Source organism: Ruegeria intermedia, from assembly GCF_900129345.1.
Lineage (GTDB): Bacteria > Pseudomonadota > Alphaproteobacteria > Rhodobacterales > Rhodobacteraceae > Ruegeria > Ruegeria intermedia.
Window position 1 is genome coordinate 74,853 of the sequence record NZ_FQVK01000017.1, and the last position, 22,589, is coordinate 97,441.

19 protein-coding genes, 2 pseudogenes and 1 other annotated feature are annotated in these 22,589 nt (G+C 63.0%); of the genes and pseudogenes, 15 read left to right on the plus strand and 6 right to left on the minus strand.

Annotated features, from left to right (window positions below):
* The first annotated feature begins 76 nt into the window (after positions 1-76).
* Entirely contained in the window at positions 77-577 is a 501-nt protein-coding gene (locus tag F3H26_RS12950; RefSeq protein ID WP_005981568.1) for an Lrp/AsnC family transcriptional regulator, read from the plus strand.
* 121 nt (positions 578-698) lie between these two features.
* Here the strand turns inward: F3H26_RS12950 and F3H26_RS12955 are convergent, their stop codons facing one another.
* Entirely contained in the window at positions 699-1,481 is a 783-nt protein-coding gene (locus F3H26_RS12955; protein WP_149776459.1) for a Hint domain-containing protein, read from the minus strand.
* 288 nt (positions 1,482-1,769) lie between these two features.
* On the opposite strand from F3H26_RS12955, the gene F3H26_RS19480 reads away from it, so the two are divergent.
* Positions 1,770-2,003 carry a hypothetical protein gene (locus tag F3H26_RS19480; RefSeq protein ID WP_188127764.1) on the plus strand — a complete coding sequence of 78 codons (234 nt, stop codon included), beginning with the start codon at positions 1,770-1,772 and terminating at the stop codon, positions 2,001-2,003.
* 195 nt (positions 2,004-2,198) lie between these two features.
* Here the strand turns inward: F3H26_RS19480 and pgeF are convergent, their stop codons facing one another.
* Genes pgeF through lgt form a run of 3 tightly spaced genes read right to left on the minus strand, consistent with a single transcriptional unit; the run spans position 2,199 to position 4,905 of the window.
* Complete coding sequence (gene pgeF, locus F3H26_RS12960) at positions 2,199-2,957, minus strand: peptidoglycan editing factor PgeF (protein WP_149776460.1); 759 nt, start codon at positions 2,955-2,957, stop codon at positions 2,199-2,201.
* Positions 2,954-4,021 (minus strand): class I SAM-dependent methyltransferase, encoded by a 1,068-nt coding sequence (locus F3H26_RS12965; RefSeq protein ID WP_149776461.1) that lies wholly within the window; start codon positions 4,019-4,021, stop codon positions 2,954-2,956. Before F3H26_RS12965 ends, pgeF begins: the two co-directional genes overlap by 4 nt.
* Complete coding sequence (gene lgt / locus F3H26_RS12970) at positions 4,018-4,905, minus strand: prolipoprotein diacylglyceryl transferase (RefSeq protein WP_149776462.1); 888 nt, start codon at positions 4,903-4,905, stop codon at positions 4,018-4,020. Before lgt ends, F3H26_RS12965 begins: the two co-directional genes overlap by 4 nt.
* Before the next feature lie 97 nt (positions 4,906-5,002).
* Between lgt and F3H26_RS12975 the strand changes: the two genes are divergently transcribed.
* The 5 genes from F3H26_RS12975 (at position 5,003) to F3H26_RS12995 (ending at position 8,225) form a co-directional block, all read left to right on the plus strand.
* Positions 5,003-5,251: an accessory factor UbiK family protein gene (locus F3H26_RS12975; protein ID WP_005981581.1), complete on the plus strand. Its 249-nt coding sequence runs from the start codon at positions 5,003-5,005 to the stop codon at positions 5,249-5,251.
* Between the two features lie 337 nt (positions 5,252-5,588).
* Complete coding sequence (locus F3H26_RS12980) at positions 5,589-6,089, plus strand: type III secretion system chaperone family protein (protein ID WP_149776463.1); 501 nt, start codon at positions 5,589-5,591, stop codon at positions 6,087-6,089.
* Between the two features lie 39 nt (positions 6,090-6,128).
* The gene (gene proC / locus F3H26_RS12985; protein WP_149776464.1) at positions 6,129-6,944 is read left to right on the plus strand and encodes a pyrroline-5-carboxylate reductase; all 816 of its coding nucleotides are present in this window, start codon (positions 6,129-6,131) and stop codon (positions 6,942-6,944) included.
* Positions 6,937-7,275 (plus strand): tRNA-binding protein, encoded by a 339-nt coding sequence (locus F3H26_RS12990; protein WP_149776465.1) that lies wholly within the window; start codon positions 6,937-6,939, stop codon positions 7,273-7,275. The genes proC and F3H26_RS12990 overlap by 8 nt, the downstream gene beginning before the upstream one ends.
* Positions 7,275-8,225: a 2-hydroxyacid dehydrogenase gene (locus F3H26_RS12995; RefSeq protein ID WP_149776466.1), complete on the plus strand. Its 951-nt coding sequence runs from the start codon at positions 7,275-7,277 to the stop codon at positions 8,223-8,225. The genes F3H26_RS12990 and F3H26_RS12995 overlap by 1 nt, the downstream gene beginning before the upstream one ends.
* Here the strand turns inward: F3H26_RS12995 and F3H26_RS13000 are convergent.
* Positions 8,222-8,800 (minus strand): thymidine kinase, encoded by a 579-nt coding sequence (locus F3H26_RS13000; protein ID WP_149776467.1) that lies wholly within the window; start codon positions 8,798-8,800, stop codon positions 8,222-8,224. The genes F3H26_RS12995 and F3H26_RS13000 overlap by 4 nt on opposite strands.
* Positions 8,801-9,166: 366 nt before the next feature.
* On the opposite strand from F3H26_RS13000, the pseudogene F3H26_RS13005 reads away from it, so the two are divergent.
* Positions 9,167-9,628, plus strand: a pseudogene (locus F3H26_RS13005) (hypothetical protein).
* Between the two features lie 81 nt (positions 9,629-9,709).
* Here the strand turns inward: F3H26_RS13005 and F3H26_RS13010 are convergent.
* Entirely contained in the window at positions 9,710-10,843 is a 1,134-nt protein-coding gene (locus F3H26_RS13010) for a beta-ketoacyl-ACP synthase III (RefSeq protein ID WP_149776468.1), read from the minus strand.
* Between the two features lie 165 nt (positions 10,844-11,008).
* On the opposite strand from F3H26_RS13010, the gene F3H26_RS13015 reads away from it, so the two are divergent.
* The 7 genes and pseudogenes from F3H26_RS13015 (at position 11,009) to F3H26_RS13045 (ending at position 22,307) form a co-directional block, all read left to right on the plus strand.
* The gene (locus tag F3H26_RS13015; protein WP_149776469.1) at positions 11,009-11,476 is read left to right on the plus strand and encodes a MarR family winged helix-turn-helix transcriptional regulator; all 468 of its coding nucleotides are present in this window, start codon (positions 11,009-11,011) and stop codon (positions 11,474-11,476) included.
* A complete protein-coding gene (locus F3H26_RS13020; protein WP_149776470.1) occupies positions 11,473-12,510 on the plus strand; it encodes an efflux RND transporter periplasmic adaptor subunit in 1,038 nt (345 codons plus the stop codon). The genes F3H26_RS13015 and F3H26_RS13020 overlap by 4 nt, the downstream gene beginning before the upstream one ends.
* Positions 12,511-12,521: 11 nt before the next feature.
* Positions 12,522-15,569 carry an efflux RND transporter permease subunit gene (locus tag F3H26_RS13025; RefSeq protein WP_149776471.1) on the plus strand — a complete coding sequence of 1,016 codons (3,048 nt, stop codon included), beginning with the start codon at positions 12,522-12,524 and terminating at the stop codon, positions 15,567-15,569.
* Positions 15,570-15,880: 311 nt separating this feature from the next.
* Positions 15,881-16,232 (plus strand): annotated as a pseudogene (locus tag F3H26_RS19670) (IS3 family transposase); the annotation flags it as partial.
* Positions 16,107-16,223 (plus strand) — a sequence feature (AL1L pseudoknot). (Overlaps the previous pseudogene by 117 nt.)
* 792 nt (positions 16,233-17,024) lie before the next feature.
* The gene (locus F3H26_RS13035; RefSeq protein WP_149776472.1) at positions 17,025-17,330 is read left to right on the plus strand and encodes a PIN domain-containing protein; all 306 of its coding nucleotides are present in this window, start codon (positions 17,025-17,027) and stop codon (positions 17,328-17,330) included.
* Between the two features lie 703 nt (positions 17,331-18,033).
* On the plus strand, positions 18,034-20,514 hold the full coding sequence (locus F3H26_RS13040) for a hypothetical protein (RefSeq protein WP_149776473.1): 2,481 nt from the start codon (positions 18,034-18,036) through the stop codon (positions 20,512-20,514).
* Entirely contained in the window at positions 20,511-22,307 is a 1,797-nt protein-coding gene (locus F3H26_RS13045; RefSeq protein ID WP_149776474.1) for a nuclease domain-containing protein, read from the plus strand. The genes F3H26_RS13040 and F3H26_RS13045 overlap by 4 nt, the downstream gene beginning before the upstream one ends.
* Positions 22,308-22,589 lie beyond the last annotated feature (282 nt).

The window sequence follows — 22,589 nt, forward strand, 5'->3', positions numbered from 1 at the left end:
AATTGCGCGGATGCGAAAGAATATTGCGCGTAGCCTGGGTGCTGATATAAGAACCGAAAAATTTCAGGAGCACCGAATGGTCACGACACGGCTGGACGAGATCGACCGAAAGATCCTTGCAGAATTGCAGGCGGATGGGCGCATGACCAATGTCGAGCTGGCGAAACGTGTTGGAATTTCAGCGCCGCCCTGCCTGCGTCGCGTACGCACGCTCGAAGAGGCCGGCTACATCCGCGGCTACCACGCCGAGGTCAACGCCCGCGAACTGGGGTTCGAGGTTCAGGTCTTTGCGATGGTCGGGCTGGAAAGCCAGGCCGAGGCCGAACTGCGCGCCTTCGAGGACCGCTGCCGCGACTGGCCGCTGGTGCGCGAATGCCACATGCTGAACGGTGAGGTGGACTTCATCCTGAAATGCGTGGCCCCTGACCTGAGCAGTTTTCAGCAGTTCCTGACGGGCGAGTTGCTGACCACGCCGAACGTGGCCAGCGTCAAGACCTCGCTTGTCATCCGCGGCGCCAAGGACGAACCGGGCGTCCCGTTCGACGTGCTCGAAGAGCGGATGAACCGGACGGCGTAGCCCCGGCCTGCGCGGTTTGCGGCGCGCAGGGCGGCAAGATGGCGGCGATGGCCAGCGAAATGGCCCAACTGATCAAGATCTGCATGTTTCCCCCACTTAGATGCAGTTTCCGGTAGATGGTTCAGGCGATGATCGAGTCCATTTCCCCGTCTCGCGCACGTTCCATGGCCAGCGGTCCGAAGTCGTTGATCGAATGGACATGCGCGAACAGATTGAGATAGACCGCCCGCAGGGCGGGGGTCATCATCCGTAAAGCCGTCAAACCGGGGTGGTAGGTTTCGAACTGCAGGCCGTCCACGTTGATCACCGCGTGGCGCTTGAGGCAGATGTGGAACAGCTCGACCGGAGTCGGCGGCAATGTTTCGATCACGTTAATACCATCCTGGAATTCGTCCACCGGGGTCAGCATCGGCTTGCCGCTGCTCAGGTGCCGCAGTTGCGCGGGCGTGGCCAACAGGCGCGCCGCAGGGCCGGCGATCACGCCGGATTGCGGTTTTTGCAACCCGAAGGCGTCAGCCATGATCCGCGTTAGCGGGCGGGTTCGGCCCCGTGCGTCAGGCCGCCCCGGGATCAGGGTGACCGACCCTTTCCACAGAACGGTCTGCGAGGTTCCGTCATGCGTCAGCACCGTGTCGCCGGGCAGCAGATCCTCGATCGCCACGGGGCCGTGTTCGGTCTCCAGCAGCGACCCGCGGGAAAACGCGCAGAAGGCGTCTTCGAAGACCGGCAGGGCAGGCGCGATATGGCGGGATTGCGAAACGTCGCCATTTGCAAGCAAAGCGCTGACTTCGTAGCGACGCAGCTGCGGCCGGGGGCCGTGGCAGGGCTGATCGCCTCTCTGCGTCAACGGTGCTGTTTCAATTGCGTTTCTGGCCGCGCGTACCAGAGAATTTGGAAAAGTCATGAAGTCTTGATCCTCTCAAGTGACCATCCGGGCGACTGCAGCGTGGCCGCATTCGCGTCTGACGGTTCGGGTTCCTGTCTCGAGGAGTGGTACGTGGCCCGGCAACAACCCGGGCAGGCAGTGCAGAAAATACACGTCATACATTCGGTCAAATCATTGACCCCCCAGACACACTCGTAAATCGCGGACGAAATTGTCCACGCACTCATGCCCCAAGCACAATTCTCCGCGCGTTCAGTGCGCGGATGGCGCATTCGGTCGGGGCAGGCCCGAGATACGCCAGCAACCATGGGCAGGCAGCTTGCCCAAGACCGCTATCCGGATCAGGATTGCCGTGCCAGACGGCGCGCAACCCTGACGGATCTGCTGGATACCCGCTTCCAGGGCATCTCCAGCTTTGGGTTCGAAGTCGCGGCTATGACGCCGCGCAGAAAACGCGATTTCGACTTCATGTCACATCCTGCTCGGTTTTGTGGGGATTACCCGATTCCCGAGGAAAATTCCGCACCATTGCGGCACTGATATGGCCGCACTGGGATCAATTGGAGATAGGATGTGTTCGGTCTTGGCGCGCCTCTTCGTCTATCGGCCGGTCACCCTGACGCGGAGCTGCGCCCAAAGCGTTGATAACCGTCCGAAAACTCTTCTGATTCCATCATTGATGTTTTCATGGAATTGTGGCGAAAAGGGGGCGGCGGAACAAATTCCCGCCAAATTCTACAGCCGGATCGCCGAGATCAGCCGCCCGTAATCGGCTTCGCCCGCATGGGTTGCGCGTCGATAGGAATAGAACCGCTCGGGGTCGGAATAGGTGCAGTGGCGCGTCCATTCGGCATGTCCGACGCCGGCCCGCCGCAGACGGTGCAGCCCAAAGGCCGGCAGGTCGAACAGCATTCTGTCGCCTTGGCCATTCGCGAAAAAGCGGGTGTTGTCAGGATCATCCGCGATGAAATCGTCCAAAAACTCGGGGCCCACCTCATAGGCACGTTGCGAGATCGTGGGCCCGATCGCCGCCCGGACGTTAGCTCGCCGTGCGCCCAGCGTCTCCATTGCGTCGAGCGTCGCCTCGAGCACGCCTTCCAAAGCGCCGCGCCAACCGGCATGAGCGGCGCCGATCACGTTTGCGTCAGGATCGGAAAACAGGACCGGCTGGCAATCGGCGGTCAGAACGGTCAGGGCCAGACCCGGCGTGGCGGTCACGATCGCGTCGGCCTTGGGCTTGTCGCCCTGGATCGGTCCGTCGATCGTGACGACGGCAGGCGAATGCACCTGGTGGACACCGATCAGCGCCTCGGGTGCGACCTCCATCGCCTCGGCCACGCGGCGGCGGTTCAGGGCGACCGCCTCGCTCTGGTCCGAGGACCCCAGCCCGCACTTCAACCCCGCAAATATGCCTGACGATGCGCCGCCGCGGCGGCTGAAGAAACCGTGCCGAACAGGTGACAGCAAGTCCGAGGTCAGAATTTCCAGTGTCATGGCTCGAGTCCCGGTGGCGGTGCCGCAGGCTTGCAGTACAGGCCCAGCACCTTGAACAGGTTTCCCATTTCCTCGGGATGCGTCAACCGTCGATGTGCGGCGACCAGCATGTTCAGCGCATCGCCCGTCAGCGGGCCAGCCAAAGTCTGCGCGCGCTGGGTGATGCCCAGCCGTTCAAGGAACACGCCTTGCGGCGTCAGCCGGGTATGGGCGCAACCCGCGGCTTGGGCGGCCTGGGCCAGCAGCTCGAAGTCAACATGCGCCGTCAGATCGGCCTGGCCGGGGTTGGCCAGCGGGTCGGTGCGCTCGTGTCCCTTCAGGGCCTGGAGCGTGTCGCCCAGCGAATGCCAGTCGCCATAGTCGATGATCAGGCCCACGCCGCCATGGGTGCGGATCCGGCGGGCGATCTCGGTGGCGACAGGAACCGCGGCGGCACAGAGTTCGACCAGATCGCCATCCCGCGTGTCCTCGAACCGTGCGGTCAGCGCCGGCTGCACTGTCCGTGCGCCAAGGCCAAAGGCGAGGTCGTCGCCCTCAAGCCCTACCAGGCGTTCGCGCCAGCCGTCGCCATCGCGCAGGAACTGGCGGATGGGCAGGGCGTCAAAGAACTCGTTGGCCACAAGGTACAGCGGCAGGTCCGGCAATGCGCCGACCTGGACGATCCAGTCCGGCGCGTGCCCCGCCAGCGCCTCGGCCTGCAAACCGCGCAGTACGGGCGACGCCTCGAGCAGCACCACCTGCGCCGCGTCGTGAAACCCCGGCACACCCTTGGTGGCGCGCAGGATGTCGGCCATCAACGTGCCGCGCCCGGGGCCAAGCTCGGCCAGTGCGAAGCGTTCGGGCTTGCCCTGGTCGATCCAGGCTTGGGCCAGGCACAGCCCGATCAGTTCTCCGAACATCTGGCTGATTTCGGGTGCGGTGACGAAATCGCCCTGCGCGCCCAGAGGGTCGCGGGTGGTATAGTAGCCGTAAGTCGGATGCAGCAGGCACTCGGCCATGTAGTCGGCGATGCTCATTGGCCCGTTCTGCCGGATGCGGGCGATCAGATGGTCACGCAGGCTCATCCCGCCCTCCGGGCGCGCAACGCGAACCACAGGCCGAGCGCGATCATCGGCAGGGACAGCAACTGGCCCATGGTCAGGCCATAGCCGCCCACATGCCAGGCCAGACCCAGCGGGTTGCCGGGCGCGACGAACTGCGCATCGGGCTGGCGAAAGAACTCGACGATGAAGCGCGCCGCGCCATAGCCCGCCAGGAACACACCCATCACGCGGCCCGGCCAGTGAAACGCCCCGCGCCGATAGACCAGCCACAACAGCAGCGCGCCCAACATCAGACCCTCGAGCGCGGCCTCGTACAGTTGCGAGGGATGGCGGGCGCACAGCCCGGCGGCCGCGTTGGCACAATCCTGCGCCGCCGCGCCCGGAAAGATCACCGCCCAGGGCAGGTCACTGGGTCGGCCCCACAGCTCGGCATTGACGAAATTGGCCAGCCGCCCCAGCAGCAGCCCGGGCGGCACGGTGTGCGCGATCAGGTCGGCCAGTGGCAGAATCGGCACCGTGTTGCGCCGCGCATACAGATATGCGGCGGTCACCACGCCCAACAGCCCGCCATGGAACGACATGCCGCCCTGCCACACTTTCAGAATGTCCAGCGGATGGCTCAGATAATATCCCGGCTGATAGAACAGCACGAAACCCAACCGTCCGCCCAGGATCACGCCCAGGATGATCCAGGTGATCAGGTCCTCCAACTGCCCGGGGCGCATCGGCGGGGTCTGATCGGGCCACAGGGCCGGGCGCCGCAGCGCCGTCAGCGCCATGCGCCACGCGATCAGGATGCCGGCGACATAGGCCAGCGCATACCACCGCAGCGCGAATTCCATCCCGAAGGCGGAAATCGAGAACAGCTCGGGCGACAGATCGGGGAAGTTCAAAACAGCCTGCATGTGCGTCTCATTGCCCGGGGTTCGTGGGGCAAGTCAACCTTGAGCCCGCGCCCCTGATCCCCCATATAGGGGTCAACCGCGATACCGGAGAAGTGACATGCAGACCCGCAACAAGTTTCTGGACGATATGTCCCAGTTGATGACCAACGCGATGGGTGTGGCTCAGGGCGCGCGGGAAGAGGCCGAGAATGCGATGAAGTCGCTGCTGGACCGCTGGCTTGCCGATCGCGATTTCGTCACGCGCGAGGAATTCGACGCCGTCCGCGCCATGGCCCAGAAGGCGCGCGAGGAGAACGCCGCGCTCGAGGCGCGCATCGCCGCGCTGGAGGCCAAGCTGGACAAGTAAGCCCGGCCGGGGCGCGCCGCGCCCGAATCCCTGATCAAAATTCCGGAAAAACACGTCCTTTCGCAGGTTCCGGGCCTGGAGCCTGCGGTGAGGTGAATTTTGCCGTCTGCGGTGCATAAATCAAGACAAACCTGCGAATGCCGCCAATATTTTGATCGCCGTTGCCATCCATCCACAACTTATTGCCGTTATCCCCAAGTTTAGGGGTTGTCAGAGTCCGGCCTGCAGCGCACCATATTTAGTGCAGGCCCAAGGGGGAAGCCCGGCTTGTAGAGCAGGCAACTAGCGCTGGGGCGCTGCCAGCCCCTAAATGCTAGATTTTCAGTGAGGTGGCATCATGGCCCTGTCCGAGCATTTTCTGGAAGAAGACCTTCATCCGATCGACATCGTCGAACATCTGGCCGAGCATCACGACTGGGATTTCGACCGGATCGGCGATGACCAGATCGCCATGGCGGTCGAAGGCCAGTGGCGCACCTATTCGATCACCTTGGCGTGGTCGAATTATGACGAAACGCTGCGCATGGTCTGTTCGTTCGAGATGGAGCCGCCATCCGACCGAATTGGCGACCTATTCGAACTGCTGAATCACATGAACGATCAATGCTGGGCCGGGGCCTTCACCTATTGGGCCAACCAGAAGCTGATGGTCTATCGGTACGGTCTGGTTCTGGCGGGTGGCCAATCGGCCAGCCCCGAGCAGATCGATACGATGATCACCGCCGCCGTCCTCAGCGCCGAGCGGTATTATCCGGCGATCCAGCTGGTGACCTGGGGCAACCGCAGCGCCGAAGAGGCAATGCAAGTCGCCATTGCAGAGGCCTACGGCCGCGCGTAAAGCTTTGCCCTGAACCGCAAAAGCAGGGGAGGGGCGATCATGGACATGTCGCGCGTCGCGGACCGGGGGCTGGTGCTTCTGGGATGCGGCAAGATGGGGTCGGCCATGCTGGCCGGCTGGCTGGACCACGGATTGCCCGCCGCCTCGGTCTGGGTGATCGATCCGAACCCGTCCGAGTGGCTGAGGGCGCAGGGGGTCAACCTGAACACCGCGCTGCCCGAATCCCCGGCGGTGGTTCTGGTGGCGGTCAAGCCGCAGATGATGGGCGAAGCGCTGCCGGCGATCCGGGCGCTGGGCGGGGGCGGCAGCCTGTTCATCTCGGTCGCCGCGGGGACCCAGATCGCCAGTTTCGAAAAGGCTTTGGGCGCGAATACGCCGATCGTGCGCGCCATGCCGAACACGCCGGCGGCGATCCGGCAGGGCATCACCGCCCTGATCGGCAACAGCCATGCTTCGGAGGACGACATGGCTCTGGCCGAGGGCCTGCTGTCGGCCGTCGGTCAGACGGTGCGCCTTCAGAACGAAGGCCAGATGGATGCGGTGACCGGTCTCAGCGGTTCGGGTCCGGCCTATGTGTTTCACCTGATCGAAACCATGGCCGCCGCCGGCGAGGCGCAGGGCCTGCCAGCAGACCTGTCGATGCAGTTGGCCAAGGCCACGGTGGCCGGGGCGGGGGCTCTGGCCATGGCGGCCGAGGAGGACCCGGCGCAACTGCGCATCAACGTGACCTCGCCCAACGGCACCACCCAGGCCGCGCTTGAGGTTCTGATGGATCCGGAAACCGGCTTTCCGGCGCTGCTGAACCGCGCCGTCGCCGCCGCCACCAACCGTTCCAAGGAGCTGTCGCATGAGTGAGATTTCCTTCGACGACTTCCTCAAGGTCGATATCCGCGTGGGCGAGGTGATCCGCGCCGAACCTTACCCCGAGGCGCGCAAGCCTGCGATCAAGATGTGGATCGATTTCGGTGAAGAGATCGGCGAACGCAAGACCTCGGCCCAGGTCACGGCGCACTACACGCCCGAGGCGCTGGTGGGCAAACAGGTGCTGGCGGTGGTGAATTTTCCGCCGCGCCAGATCGGCCGGTTCATGTCCGAGGTTCTGGTGCTGGGCCTGCCCGACGAAAACGGCGAGATCGTTCTGATCGGGCCCGACGGCAAGGTGCCGCTGGGCGGGCGGATGCACTGATGAAATTGTGGATCACCCGCCCCATGCCGCCCGCCGTCGCCGATCGCGCCCGTGCCGAGTTCGGTGCCGAGATCCGCGACAGCACTGCGCCGTTGGACCCCGACGAGTTGCTCTTTGCCCTGCGCGCGTTCGACGTGGTGATCCCGACGCTGGGCGATCTGTTTTCCCACGGCGTGTTCGCGCAGGTGCCCCAGCCGCGCTGCCGGCTGCTGGCCAATTTCGGCGTGGGCTTCAACCATATTGACGTGGCCGCCGCGCGTGCGGCCGGGGTGCGGGTCACCAACACGCCCGGAGCGGTCACCGACGCCACCGCCGACATCGCGATGACCCTTCTGCTGGCCACCGCGCGCCGCGCGGGCGAGGGCGAACGGCTGGTCCGGTCGGGTGCCTGGCAGGGCTGGCACCCGACACAGATGCTGGGCCACCACGTGACGGGCAAGCGGGTCGGCATCGTCGGCATGGGCCGGATCGGGCAGGCCATCGCCCGGCGCTGCCATTTCGGCTTCGGCATGCAGGTCGCCTATCATTCGCGCAGCCCGAAGGCGTTGGATTTTCCCGCGGATCATGTCTCTGATCTTGCAGGGCTTGCCTCGGGGGTCGATTACCTGGTGATCGCGGTCCCCGGCGGGGTCGAGACATTCCACCTGATCGACGGAGCGGTGCTGGCGGCGATGCGCCCCTCGGCCATCCTGATCAACATCGCGCGCGGCGAAGTGGTGGACGAGGCCGCGTTGATCCATGCGCTTCAGGCGCGTCAGATCGCGGGCGCGGGGCTGGATGTCTATGAGTTCGAGCCCGCCGTGCCGCAGGCCCTGCGCGACATGGAAAACGTGACCTTGCTGCCGCATCTGGGGACCGCGACCGAAGAGGTGCGCACCGACATGGGCCACATGGCGCTGGACAACGTGGCGGCTTTTGCTGCCGGTCGCCCTCTGCCGAACCCGGTCTAGGCGCCGACCGCCTCGCGCCAGTGTCTGCGGCACAGCGAGACATAGGTCTCGTTGCCGCCGATCTGCACCTGCGCGCCTTCGGTAATGGCGCGGCCGTTTTCGTCCTGGCGGATCACCATCGTCGCCTTGCGCCCGCATTTGCAGATGGTGCGCACTTCGCGCATTTCATCCGCCAGCGCCAGCAGGGCGGCCGAGCCGGGAAACAGCTTGCCCTGGAAATCCACCCGCAGCCCATAGGCCAGCACTGGCACGTTCAGGTCATCGACAGCGCGCGCCAGTTGCCAGACCTGGGTTTCGGACAGAAACTGCGCCTCGTCCACGAAGACACAGGCCACCGGACCTTGGTCCAGCCGGTCGCGAATCATCGCGAACACGTCATCCTCGGGGCGGAACGTGTCGGCCTGGGCCGAGATCCCGATCCGCGAAGCGATGCGCCCCTGCCCGGCGCGGCCGTCGATGGCCGCGGTCAGCAGATAGGTGTCCATGCCGCGCTCGCGATAGTTGTGCGACGCCTGCAGCAACACGGTCGATTTGCCCGCGTTCATGGTGGAGTAGTTGAAGTACAGCTTGGCCATGGCCCGGGTCTAATCCGACGCGTCGGCGCGGGCAAGCGGTCAGTTCCGGCCATGATGCCGGGGGAAGGTCGACGCCGCCGTTGCGGTTGCAGAGGCAGAGCTTGGCTCTTGGGGATGGATTGCCTCGTGCATGCAACAGCGGCACCGCCGGTCGAAATCCGACCGAACCTTGTGCAATGCGTCTAGACCGGCTTTGCACGTGCTCTTTACCGGCCAAAATTGCCGCCACTCACTCACAGATCCCCCGGCAAACCGAAGGATGGCAAACTTATGGCATTCCTACGATTATTCCTGTATGGGAATTATTCCTACCCTTTCCCCGGAGCGGACGGCCGGGCGGGGATTGTCGAAGACTCGGGGATGAACATGGCGGATATCGGGCCTTATCTGAAGAAACACACCGAAGCCCTGGTCAAGGATGTCGGGATCGAGGCGGCATGCGAGATCACCGGAAAGTCGAAGGCGACTCTGGGCCGGTATTATTCGGACAATCCCGATCACGCCGACAGGTTCGTGCCCGTGGATGCGGTGGCTCGGCTCGAGGCGGTCGCGACCTATCCGCATGTGACCTCGGCGCTGGCCGATCTGAAGAACATCACCCTGTCCTATGACGAGCGCAATTCACAGCGCAGCCGCACGGGCGGTGTCAACTCGGACGTGATCGCGCTCAGCCAGCGTTTCGCCATGCTGATGACCGAATATCAGTAGGCGATCGAGGATGGGATCATCACCGTGAACGAGGCCAAGCGCCTGCTGAAGGAAACCTCGATGCTGCAGCAGGTGCTGATCGAGATGAAGCTGCATCTGGAAGAAGAAAGCGTCAGCTGACACCCCCTGCGGCAGGTCGCGCCCGGCGGCCTTCGTGTTCCTGACGTGACGAAGCGGCCCGCGTGGGCTGGCCTGGCCGGGTCAGGCAGCCTTGGTGTGGCGTTTGACGATGACGGACCCTACCGAATACCCCGCCCCGAACGAGCAGATCAGGCCGATGTCACCGTCCTGCAGGTCGTCCGAGTATTTCGAGAAGGCAATGATCGATCCGGCCGACGAGGTGTTGGCGTAGTCCTGCAGAATGTTGGGCTGTTCGCCCGGCTCGGGTTCGCGGCCCAGGACCTTCTTGCCGATGAAGTCGTTCATCGTCTTGTTGGCCTGATGCAGCCACAGGCGGCGCAGATCGCTGCTTTGGATTCCTTCGGCGGCCATGTGGTCGCTGATGTGTTTGCTGACCATCGGCAGCACTTCCTTGAACACCTTGCGGCCGTTCTGCATGAACTGCATGTCGCGGCGGTCCTTCAACCCGTCGGGCCGGGTGCGTCGCAGAAAACCGTTGTTGTTGCGGATGTTGTTGGAAAACTCGGTCGCGCAGCGGGTCGACAGGATCTCGAAATGCGGGCCTTTGGCATCCTCGATCCGTTCGATCAGAGTCGCCGTGGCCACGTCGCCGAAGATGAAATGGCAATCCCGGTCGCGCCATTCCAGGTGCCCCGAGCAGATCTCGGGGTTGACCACCAGCGCCGCCCGCACGGACCCGGACCGGATCATGTCGGCCGCGGCCTGGATGCCGAAGGTGGCCGAGGAACAGGCCACGTTCATGTCAAAGCCGAAGCCGGTGGCGCCCAGTTCCTTTTGGATCTCGACGGCGACGGCGGGATAGGCCCGTTCATGGTTCGACGCGGCACAGATCACCAGATCGACATCCGCCGCCGTCCGCCCCGCCTGGGCCAGCGCCTTGTGGCAGGCGTCCAGTGCCATCTCGGTCATGATGCCCGGCTCGTCATCGCTGCGCTGGCGCAGCAGGGGGTGCATCACGTCGGGGTCCAGCACGCCGGTCTTGTCCATGACATACCGGTTCTCGATGCCGGATGCCTTGACGATGAACTCTTCCGAGGAATGCTGCATCGGCTCCATCTCGCCCGCAGCGATGGCCTCGGCGTTGGCGGCGTTCATCTTGTCCGCATAGGCGTTGAAGGCTTTGACCAGCTCGGCGTTGGTGATGACGTTTTCGGGCGTGAAAACCCCGGTACCGGTGATTGCGGGCGTGTGCATGTCGGGTCCTGAACGTTTCGGATTCGCCCAAAATGCAGTCACAACGCCCCCAGATCAAGAGAGGTTGACCCAAGGGAACCGAGCGAGGAAACCAAATTTCAACTTCAGGTCTTGAATAGTTCGAATTGTGAAGTATGTCAGCGCCCGATCCGCGCGGAGAGGAACATGACGAACGAAATCGGCCAGCGGCTGTCCAGCCTGACGCCCGAAATTCAGGCGATGATGGGCGTTTATGCGCTGTACTGGAAGCTGGAGGAAAGCTTTGCCAGCATCGAAACAGATCTCAGCCAGCAAGAATGCCACATGCTGGTCAAGCTGGACCAGCCCAAGCGTATGGGCGTGCTGGCGGCCGACATGCTGACGGTGCCGTCGACGATCACCGCCACGGCCGATGCACTGGAAGGCGCGGGGTATCTGACCCGGCAGTCCGACCCCAACGATCGCCGGGCCTGGCTGTTGGTGCTGACCGACAAGGGCACCGAAGCCCGCAACATGCTGGTCGCCACCGCCGGAGAGCTGTTTCGCAGCGCCTCGGGCCTGAACGATGCCGAAACCGCCGAATTCGCCCGGCTTGCCTGCAAGATCCGGGACAACATCTTGAAAACGGGAATACCCGAGGGACTGACGAAATGAAGCTGCTGACTTCTCTGGGCCTTGCTCTGGCCGTTCTGGCCACGCCGATTGCCGCGCAGGATTCTGCGAAACCCGTGAAGCTGATGGTGGTGCAGGAAACCGCACCCGGTTTCTCGCGGCAATTCTTCGGGCGGGTAGCTGCGCGTCAGACCGTCGATCTTGCGTTTCAGGTTGGCGGACAGATCGTGGAACTGCCCGTCAACGAAGGGTTCGAAGTTCCCAAGGGCGGCCTGATCGCCCGGCTGGATCAGGAACCGTTCGAGCTGGCGCTGGAACGCGCCAAGCTTCAGAAGGAACAGGCCGACCGCACGCTTGCGCGCCTGTCGCGTCTGCGCGGCACCACGGCCAGCGAGGTCGCCGTCGATGATGCCGAAACCGCCGCGCAACTGGCGGCCATCGCCGTGCGCGACGCCGAATACAACCTGGAGCACGCCACCCTGACCGCGCCGTTCGATGCGTTGGTCTCGCGGCGCGAGGTCGAGAATTTCACCACCGTTTCGGCCGGCACGCCGATCGTACGCATCCATGACATGTCGGAACTGCGCATCGAGGTGGACGTGCCCGAAATCCTGTTCCAGCGCACCAGCCAGGAGGATGGCTTCACCATCACCGCGAAATTTCCGGTCAGCGATCAGGTGTTTCCGCTGGAAATCCGCGAGTTCGACGCCGAAACATCCAGCGTCGGTCAGACCTTCCGCATCCAGTTCGGCCTGACGCCGCCCGAAGGGCTGCGGATCCTGCCCGGCTCCTCGGTCACGGTGAACGTCAAGGTCGATGACAAACGCACCGGCATCATCGTGCCGCCCACCGCCATCGTGCCCGACGCCGAGGGCAATCTTGGCGTGATGGTGTTTTCGCCCGTGGGCGCCGACGAAGGCACTGTCAAATGGGTTCCGGTCACGATCGAACCCACCCAATCGGGGGATGTGCGGGTTCTGACCGGCCTGTCGGACGGCGATGAAATCGTGGTTGCCGGCGGTGCGGTTCTGACCGACGGGCAGACCGTCCGGCGCTTTGCCGGCTTTGCCAACTGAAGGGGGCGACGATGAATATCGCACGCGCCTCGATCGACCGGCCGATCCAGACCTGGCTGATCATCCTGGTCACCCTTCTGGGCGGCATCTGGGGCTTTTCCGCGCTGGGCCGGCTGGAAGACCCGGCCTTTACCATCAAGAATGCCGTCATCATCACCAGCTATCCCGGCGCAACCGCCGAACAGGTGGCCGAAGAGGTCTCGGAGCCGCTGGAATCCGCCATCCAGCAGATGGGCGAGGTCGATGTCATCACCTCGGTCAACCGCCCCGGCCAGTCGCTGATCGAGGTCGAGATCAAATCCACCTATGACGGGTCCGAACTGCCCGACATCTGGACTCGCCTGCGGGCCAAGGTCCGGGACGCGGCACGCGGCCTGCCCTCGGGGGTCAGCACGCCGTTCGTCAATGACGGGTTCGGCGACGTGTTCGGCCTGTTCTATGCCGTTACCGCCGAAGGGTTCACCGACGCGGAAAAACACGAACTGTCCACCTTTCTGCGCCGCGAATTGCTGACGGTCGAAGGCGTGGCCGATGTCGAGGTGCAGGGTCTGCCGGACGAGGCGATCTTCATCGAGCCTGACCTGGCCATCTCGGTCAACCAGAACGTTCCGCTGACCGCGATCAACGAGGCCATTGCCAATGCCAACTCGGTTCAGGAATCGGGCACCCTGCGGGCCGAGGATCACCGCACCACGATCCTGACGGCGGACGGGTCCGACAGCGTTTCGGAAATCGCCGGCCTGTCGGTCGGCTCGCAAGGGCAGGTGATCAACCTGTTCGACATGGCCAATGTTTATCGCGCCCGCCAGACCGATCCCGACATCCTGATCCGTTTCAACGGGGTCGAGGCCTTCACCTTGGGCATCGCCGGCCTGTCGACCGAGAACATCGTCGAGGTCGGCAAACGCGTCGACGCCAAGCTGGCCGAACTGGACGTGGAAATCCCCGCCGGGGTCGAAATTCTGCCCATCTACCAGCAGCATGTGGTGGTCGAGCAGGCCTCGAACGACTTCCTGGTCAACCTTGCCATGTCGGTGGCCATCGTGGTGGCGGTGCTGGGCATCTTCATGGGTTGGCGCGCGGCCGTCGTCGTGGGCTCGACCCTGCTTTTGACGGTGGTGGGCACGCTGCTGTTCATGGCGGTGTTCTCCATCGAGATGGAGCGCATCTCGCTGGGTGCGCTGATCATCGCGATGGGGATGCTGGTCGACAACGCCATCGTGGTGGCCGAGGGGATGCAGATCGCGATGCTGAAAGGCAAGAACTCGCGCGATGCCGCGGACGAGGCCGCCTCCAAGACCTTGATCCCGCTGCTTGGGGCCACGGTCATCGGCATCATGGCCTTTGCCGGGATCGGGCTCAGCCCGGATGCGACGGGTGAATTCCTGTTCTCGCTTTTCGCGGTGATCGGCATTTCGCTGCTGCTCAGCTGGGTGCTGGCGATCACGGTCACACCGCTGTTGGGGCACTATTTCTTCAAACAGGGCAAAGCGGGCGAGGTCGATGCATATGGTGGCCTTCTGTTCCGCCTGTATGGCGCGACGCTGGCCTGGGCGCTGCGGTTCCGCTGGCTGGTGGTGGCCGGGCTGGTGGGCATCACGGTGGCCTGTTATGCGGGCTTCGGACTGATGAAGCAGCAGTTCTTCCCCAACTCGAATACGCCGCTGTTCTTCGTGCATTACAAGCTGCCGCAGGGCACCCCGATCGACCGCACCGCCGCCGACATGGCCGTGTTCGAGGACTGGCTGGCCCAGCGCGATGACGTGGTCTCGGTGGCGACCTTCGTGGGGCAGGGGGCGACGCGTTTCATGCTGACCTATTCGGCCGAAAAGCCGAACCCCAGCTATGGGCACATGATCATCCGCACCGAAACGCTCGAGGACATCCCCGCGCTTCAGGCCGATCTCGAGGCTTTCGGCTCGGCCCGGTTCCCCGAGGGCGAGTTCCGCACCAAGCGCCTGGTCTTCGGCCCCGGCGGCGGCACCCCGATCGAGGCGCGGTTCTCGGGCAGCGATCCGGTCGTGCTGCGGCAACTGGCCGACGAGGCGGTGCGGCGCATGTCAGAGGCGTCGCCCAACGCGCTGGACGTGCATCACGACTGGCGCGAGCAGGAACTGGTGCTGCAGCCGATCTATGCGACCGAACGCGCCCAGACCGCCGGTGTCACCCGCGAGGACATTGCCGCGACGCTGCAATTCTCGACCGACGGCATCACCGGCGGCGTGTTCCGGGAACGCGACCGTCTGATCCCGATCATCCTGCGCCGCCCGGCGGACGGAGACTATTCGATCGTCGATCAGGTGGTGTATTCGGACCAGTCCCGGAAATTCGTACCCATCGAACAGATGGTGGACGGGTTCCAGTACAAGGCGCTCAACACTCTGGTGCACCGGCGCGACCGGGTGCTGACCATCACCGTGGGGGCCGACATCCCCGCCGATCTGACCGCCGCGCAAGTCCATGCCGAGGTGCGCGACGCCATCGAATCGATGGACTTGCCGCTGGGCTACAAGATGGAATGGGGCGGCGAGTTCGAGGATTCCGGCAAGGCACAGGCCAGCCTGGGCAAGCAATTGCCGCTGAGCCTGCTGATCATGGTCCTGATCTCGGTGCTGCTGTTCAACGCGATCCGACAGCCGATCATCATCTGGCTGCTGGTGCCGATGTCGGTGAACGGCGTGGTGATCGGGCTGCTGGGCACGGGGCTGCCCTTCACCTTCACCGCGCTTCTGGGTCTGCTCAGCCTGTCGGGGATGCTGATCAAGAACGGAATCGTGCTGGTCGAGGAAATCGACCTGGTCCGTGCCACCGGCAAGCCTCTGCGCGAGGCGATCATCGAGGCTTCGGTTTCGCGACTGCGTCCGGTCATGCTGGCGGCGATCACCACGATTCTGGGCATGGCGCCTTTGCTGACCGACGCCTTCTTCGTGTCGATGGCGGTCACGATCATGGGCGGCCTGGCCTTCGCGACGGTTCTGACCATGGTTGCCGCGCCGGTTTTCTACCTGTTGTTCTTCTCGCGCGAAGAACAGCGCAGGTTGGCGGCGCAGGCGGCATAGATCGCAATCGAAGGGACCTCGGGCGCAGTTCAGGCGCCGATCGAGAGGGCCCACGACGGATCAGCCGGCCTTCGGGCTGGCTGATCGCAGCGCGACACTCTGCTTGGCGTGTTGGGTGCAAACGCCCGGCGACGTCTGGCAAGGAGTGTCCGGATCGCACCCGTCCCAGACGACAGGAGCATTGCTGAAACCTGGGACAACTGAACCGATCCGGTTTTCCGGCGGGTCCAAATCGAGGAAGAATTGGAGCCCTTGAAAGAGACAACTGAGAAAACCGCCATTGACCTGAGACAAGTGCGAGGGCCACAGGGATGGCGCCCGACAATCGGGGCGGCTGCGATAGTCCGGCGGCGGCAATCAAGGCGATTGCACCGAAGATCGGCTGTGTCCGGAACTCGCTGCGGCGTTGAGTTCAGCAGGAGGAAACCGACACCGGTCGTCGTGATGGCGTGAGGTCGCAAGAGCGCGCCAGGATCAAGCAATTGCGGCGCGAGCTTGGGGGCTTAGGCAAGCCAATGAAATCTTGAAAAAGGCCAGCGCGCATTTTGCCCGGGCGGAGTTCGACCGCCCACTGAAACGATGATCGGGTTCATTGACGATCACCGGGTCGAATATGGGGTCGAGCCGGTCTGCCGGGTTCTCCCGATCGCCCCGTCGACCTTTGTCGGATGCACAGGGGCATTTTCCCGGCGCGCCGGTCGGGGATGATCGTTCACGCAAGCAAGGCCGCTGCACTGTTGACGCCATCGTGGAGCGCGAAGAGCTTGCTTGGCTTGTCTGCTCAACACGCGGGCGCATCGAGGACGCGGACGGGTAGACCCGCAGCCTGAACGTTCGTCGCGTGGTTCCTCCGCCTGTAATTTCATTCTGGGAGCGCCGGCGCAGAGAAGGTCCAGCGTCGCTGTCTGGAAACGTTGAATTCAACAGCGGTGGGGTAAGTACGCGGTTCCCTCCGGACGATTTGCGTCGGCTGGCGGGCGGAACGCGCGACCTCGCCGGCGAACGGATCCCTTTTTGAGCAGTCCACCCGAATCCATTTTCAACTCAGCTTGATAGCGTTTCAATCAATGCATAATCTCGATTCAACCTGATGGAGAATCCCATGGCCAGAATCACGTTTGGCAAACGAGAAGACGGGCTCAAACGCCGCCTGCGTATCCGCACGGCCGAGCATAGCCGGTAGATGGAGGAAGAAGTGCGCGAAATCCTGCGCCAGCCTTCAGGGGGGGCGGCGGCGCCAGCGAACCTTGGTGAGGCCTTCCCTCGCCGGTCTGCGGCACTTGGCGGAGTGGACCTGGATCTGCCGCCGCGCGAGCCGATGCCCCAGACGCCGCGGTTCGACTGAGGCGGCGGCAATGATCATGGTTGGCACCAACGTCATATCGGAACCGATGCGCACGACCCCCGCCCCCGAGGTGATGGCGCGGGTCGGCAACCACGTTTCCATGGCGCCGCATGTTCGTGCCCTGCCGGAGACCGGGTTGCGGCGCGGCGTTCCGGTTCGACGGCAAACGTCGCAGCCGTGTGATCGCGGGGGATGTCGCGGGCCGAGTCCTGCCTTTCGGCTGCGCCGCCGCCGTGGCCTTGACGGCCATCTTTGTGGATCCCTGCAATGCGGGCCGGCCCATCAGCTTCGCCGACTGTCAGGTCGCCGCGGCAGCTCGTGTCCACGGTGCCGCCATTGCGACCCGCAAGGTTGTCGATTTCGAAGGTCGCGGGATCGAGGTTATCGATCCTTGGACGACCGGGGGAGGAACCTGAACGGAGTGGACAAACTTAGCGTCTCGGAAAGCTACATCTTCACCAACGTCGTCACCTCGGCCCGTCGAAAGGCTGGCGGGGACGAGATGTTGCAGATCCGGGAGGAGGTGAGCATCACCAAGGTGCGGATCATCGTGCCGGGCAAACTGGTCACGCTTGGTCAAGGGAAGTGGGTCGATTACATCCTCTGCTACAAGCCTAGCATTCCGCTCGGCCTGATCGAGGCGAAGGACAACAATCTCAGCGCCGGTGGTGACATCCAGCAGGCGCGCGATAGCGCGGAGACGCCGAACTTCCCGTTCGTATTTTCCTCGAACAGCGATGGCTTTGTCCGCTGCGGTCGAACCGGAACCGGCAAGCCACGCAAAACGGCGCGGGCACTTGGTGCCTTCCCGACGCCGACTGAACCGTGGGCTCGGTTTCGCGCATGGAAAGATTTCGACGATGACGCGGAGCGATTTGCCGCACAGTACCGCATCGCGGCGAAGGCCGATACCGTCATGGGCCTCGGCGACCCGCTGGAGGCCGCCCTCTCTGCGCGCGACTTCACACGCGGCAACGCTGCCACAAGGTGCTGGAGCCCGCCGCCTAAGCGGTCACGTAGGCCTCAGAATGAGAGCGTACTTTCCGCAATCAACGCATTACACTGCCTGGCGAGTGCCTCACGCCGCCGGCATCGAGCAGACGATCAAGGAGTCCCCCAGTGGCTGACAAAAACAAACGATATTTCTTTGCGGTCGGGCAGAAGAGCTTCGAGGCCGGAGCGAGCGCGAATCATTTCTCGACCGTCGTGCCGATTGCCGACGCCAACGGCGAGATCATCGACGACCGGCCGGCTGAATTCCCCAATCGCGGCCGGGCCTGGTGGATGCTGCGCGGCGAGGCCCGAGTCACCCATGCGCCGCCGGGCTGTCTCATCATGTCGGGGATCGAGGATGCGGTGGATATCTCCTCCTCGCCCGACAAGGACATCTACCAGCTTTTGCAGCCTACGCTGCCTGGCCCCAAGGATCTGATCGAGATTCTGACGCCCGGCGCCGAGGTCACCGATCCGAACGCCTTGCTTGACGGCTTCCGGATGCGTTGCGATCACGAGCCGACGCGGCATGTCCTCGTGCGGATCGGCGATTACCTCTACGGACCGCTGAAGGTCGAGTTGGGCCGTCCCGAAAATGACCGGCTTATCGAGGCGGAAATCCGATTCAGCAAACCGGTCGCGCCGCATATCGTCTATCGGATCGCTGCGAGCGAGGCTGAGGGTCGGCCCGGCCATATTCGGCACAAGGTTGTCGTGCAACGCGATGCCAGCAAGCCGAACGATCAGAGCGGGCACACGGTTCGCTACGAGGCGATCACCGGTGCATTGTATGAAGACCTGCGGGAGGGGGCACAGGAGATCGACCTCGTTTCCCTGCAAGATGCCGTCCGACAGGTTTCGCGAGACTTCCTGTCTCGAAAGGAGCGGCGCGAGTTCCTCGAACAACTCGGCCGATTTGCCGAGGACGGGCAGTCATCCTCTACCGTGATCGCGCGCGTTCAGAGCTTTCTGGGCGAACAGCGTCAGGAACTTGATGCGCTGGATCAAATTTTCGACGCGGTGCTCTCGGACGAAGGCTTCAAACCCAGGATCGACAAGGCCGTCGCTGCAGAGGTCGAGAAGCGAGTGGACGCCCAAGCGGCTCAGATCGACGCGCGCGCCAAGGAGCGCATCAAGGATCTCAGCACCCAGTTGGAGAATCTCAGGGCCGACTACGCTGCTGAGAAGGAAAAGTTCGATTCCGAGAAGGCCCGCCGCCACAAGGCACTCGACGAGGAGCTGGCTGCGAAGAAGAAAGCTGCGGAACAGGAACTCAAGGCAAAACGGGAGGAGCTGAGCCAACAAGAAGAACTGATCAGCCGAAGGCTTGAAGCGGTTGCCGAACGGCTGTCATCAGACCGCACAGGCGTGCTCAACGATTTCCTTGCGATCGAACCCCTTCTGCGGCGCCTGGGTCTTGGCGGAGCGCCAAAATCTGATGCCGCGTCAGAGCAGGCCTCGGCAGCAGGACTGTCGGCGCCCGCGTTGAACCTGCCTGATTTCTCGCCATCCGAGACCGATCGGGCGCCCATATCCGAGGAAGCATTTTTCGAGCGGTTTGTTTCGCATGTTGGGGAATGCGGCTTCATCTTCGATCGCGAAGACCTACTGGCATTTCATCTTTCCGCGAAAGAGCGATCGCCTGTCATTCTGGGTGGTGTCTCGGGGTCCGGCAAGTCTTCTCTGCCCGTCCTTTATTCGGAAGCCCTGGCAGGCGAGGAAGCCGACAGAAACTATCTGGCCGTGGACGTGAACCCTTCCTGGACCAGCCCCGCGGACCTGCTCGGCTATACCGACGCGCTGGAACACCGTTTCATTCCGGCCGCGTCGGGCATGCTGAACCAAATGATCCTCGCCTCCCATGCGCGCGAGGCTCTCGGAGCGTCCGCGCATGTTTTCGCCGTCTGTCTCGAGGAAATGAACCTTGCGCAGCCCGAGCACTATCTCGCGGATATCATTCAGGCGATTTCAAGGGCGCCGGGGAGCCAGTTCGTCAGCGTCTTTGATCCCAGCGCGGTGCGGGAAGATGATCCCTTCCGGCCATACGCACGCCTTGAACTTTCGCCAAACCTGATTTTTTTCGGGACGGTGAATTTCGACGAAACGACGCGCCCCTTGTCGATGCGCCTTCTTGATCGGTGCAACCTGATCGAGTTCGCCGCAGATGAACGTCTTCCCGTTCTCGGAATGACTGCACAAACCGGCACGCGGGTGGTTGAAGGCCCAGCCGTGTTGCAGGCGGACCGGGACCGGTGGACACGGAGCACCAGCGTACCTGCTCGAGCAATTGAGATCTTGGGCGAAATACAGCCCGAGCTCAGTGTGCTTGGCTGCGGGCTCACCCACCGGCGCCAGACTTCGATCTGCCGTTTCATCGCAAATGCTCCGGCAGATCTTTGCACCTTCGATCAGGCGCTGGACATGCAGTTGCGCCAGCGTATTTTGCCGCAGATGCGGGGGTTGTACCGACACGGGGCGTTGGACGCCTTGGGGCGCCTCGCGGAGAAGCTCGAGAGGGTATCCGATGTTCCTCGAGCTCTCCGATTGCTCGCGCGCCTGGAGGCTGACGCACGTGCGTCTGACGATATGTTCATCGGTGAAGAATGACACATTTCATCATCTTCTCCGGGCGCTCGACACTGCTTGAAGTCCCGCTTGGCAAGTCTCAAACCGTGCACAGCTTCGAAGTGCAGGAGACTGCGCGCATCGGGTTCGAGGTCGAAGATTACGACGAACGCGTGACCTACCAGATTTCGATCGGGGACATTCCGATCACCGAAGAGCCGCAGGAGCGTCGATCGCGCCTGGAGTGGCCCGCATCGCCTTGTCTGGATGGCGCCTCCGGTGTGACCCCTATCAGCCTTCGGGATGTCGCAACCGGGGATGTGCTTGCGCGCTCGCTCGCGCTGGTCGAACCCAGTAAACTGTCTGCAAGCGCCTATGAGGCCATGTACGCGGATATGCGGCGCATCAGCGTCGAATTGTTGCTCGACCTGATCTCGAAGTCCCGTCTGGCGCTTTCACAGCGCCCATCGTTGCGCAGCGACAATGTGCAGCCGCTCACCGCACGTTTGGAACTCAGCCAGATCAGGTGGTTCTGGAACCGCTTCTCTCCGATCCTTGCGGATATCCTGGAGGATCCGCACAAGGAATTGCGTCATCGTCGGTCGGTGCGACCGCTGAGACCTGGAGAGCGTCTGTTGCCGGATGTCTTGCGCCGATTTGCAAACCGCGGGCTCGGTGCTCGCGAAGCGGTGCGGTCCGGAGCGCTCGTCGAACTTCCCACGGTGATGTCGGACCGGAATACCCGGGAAAACAGTGTGATCGTAGCGTTCATGGACCTGCTTTGGCGGCGGGTCGACCGCAGCCTGAAGCGAGCTCGAGCGGAACGCGACATGCGCTTTGCGCGCATGCGCAGCTTCAGATCCGACGATGCAGCGCTAGCGCGATTCACCCAACTGCGCGAGGAGCCAAAAGTCGCCAGGCTGCAAGAAATCATCGATGCTGGCGAAGGTATCGTGAATGAGATCCGCAGAGGGATTCGCAGTTTTGCCATTCCTGTCGCCCGTATGGGGCGACAGGATATTCTCGACAGCTTCAACAGCCCGTTTTTCCAGAGCCAACCGCACTATGCGCGCGCCGCGAGACTGATGCGCGCATTCTTGGATGCGACCGCAGTCGTCGTCGAGCAAGGTGACGCTGAGGGCGCCAAGTCGATCGAAACGATCTTCGAACAATGGGTATTTTTCCGGATTTCCGCAGCACTCCAGGCTGCCGGGTTGAGATGCATTTCCCACAAATCGGTATTCGAACCGATCGCGCGGGATCGATTTTCAGTGGATCTCGATCGCAATGCCGCGGTTGATTTTGAAGCGAAGGATGGGCGTATCGTCCGAATACGGTATGAGCCAACAATCCTGCCGCGATCAGCTGCGCAGGGCATAGATTCGCTCTACCGAGGGCATTCAGAATCGCCTTGGACGCCGGACATAGTTCTCGAAATACTGGTTCCCGGCAACGGTCCGCGAGATTACCGGCTAGCATACGCTGCTGTGGTCGATGCAAAGTACACGAGAATGAACCATGTACGGAAACGGCTCCAGAAGATTGAAAAATATCGCGAAATTCGAAGCGTTGATTCGGATAGCCAGATAGCTCGACAAGTTTGGGTAGCAGCACCCATAGAGGCATCGATTCAACCGCGTGATGAAGCAATTACCTGGTCATCAGGTGGTGAAGTCAACGCTGACCCTGGCGATGTTATTCTAGGTGTTGTTGGCGCCGATCCCACAGACCCTGATGGAACCGGCCGGACTCTGAGAGCTTTGGTGCTCGGCATTCTAAATCATGCCGAAGCATACGCACTTTCCAGTCGCTCGACGGTGGCTCAGGGAGCTTGATAGCCGCAACGTTCAGGGTCAGGGCTTCGGGAACGGGGGCGCCTCAGCCAAGCGATTTTCCGCAGTCAATTCGATCCGCCAAGGCCGTGCGCTCGGATCAGGGGGCCTGTGTCTACTTTTTGGCTGCCTTCGGATGAGGCCCTTTGGGTCCATGCTTCGGTTCGTGGTCGTTGTCCGTCGTCAGAGTTTTTCGGACAGCGCAAGCAGTTTCGTAACGGAGGCTCTGGTTCGGTTTCTGTCTGAGTTTAGGCGGCAGCGGCTTGATGTTGCAACCGGCGTTTT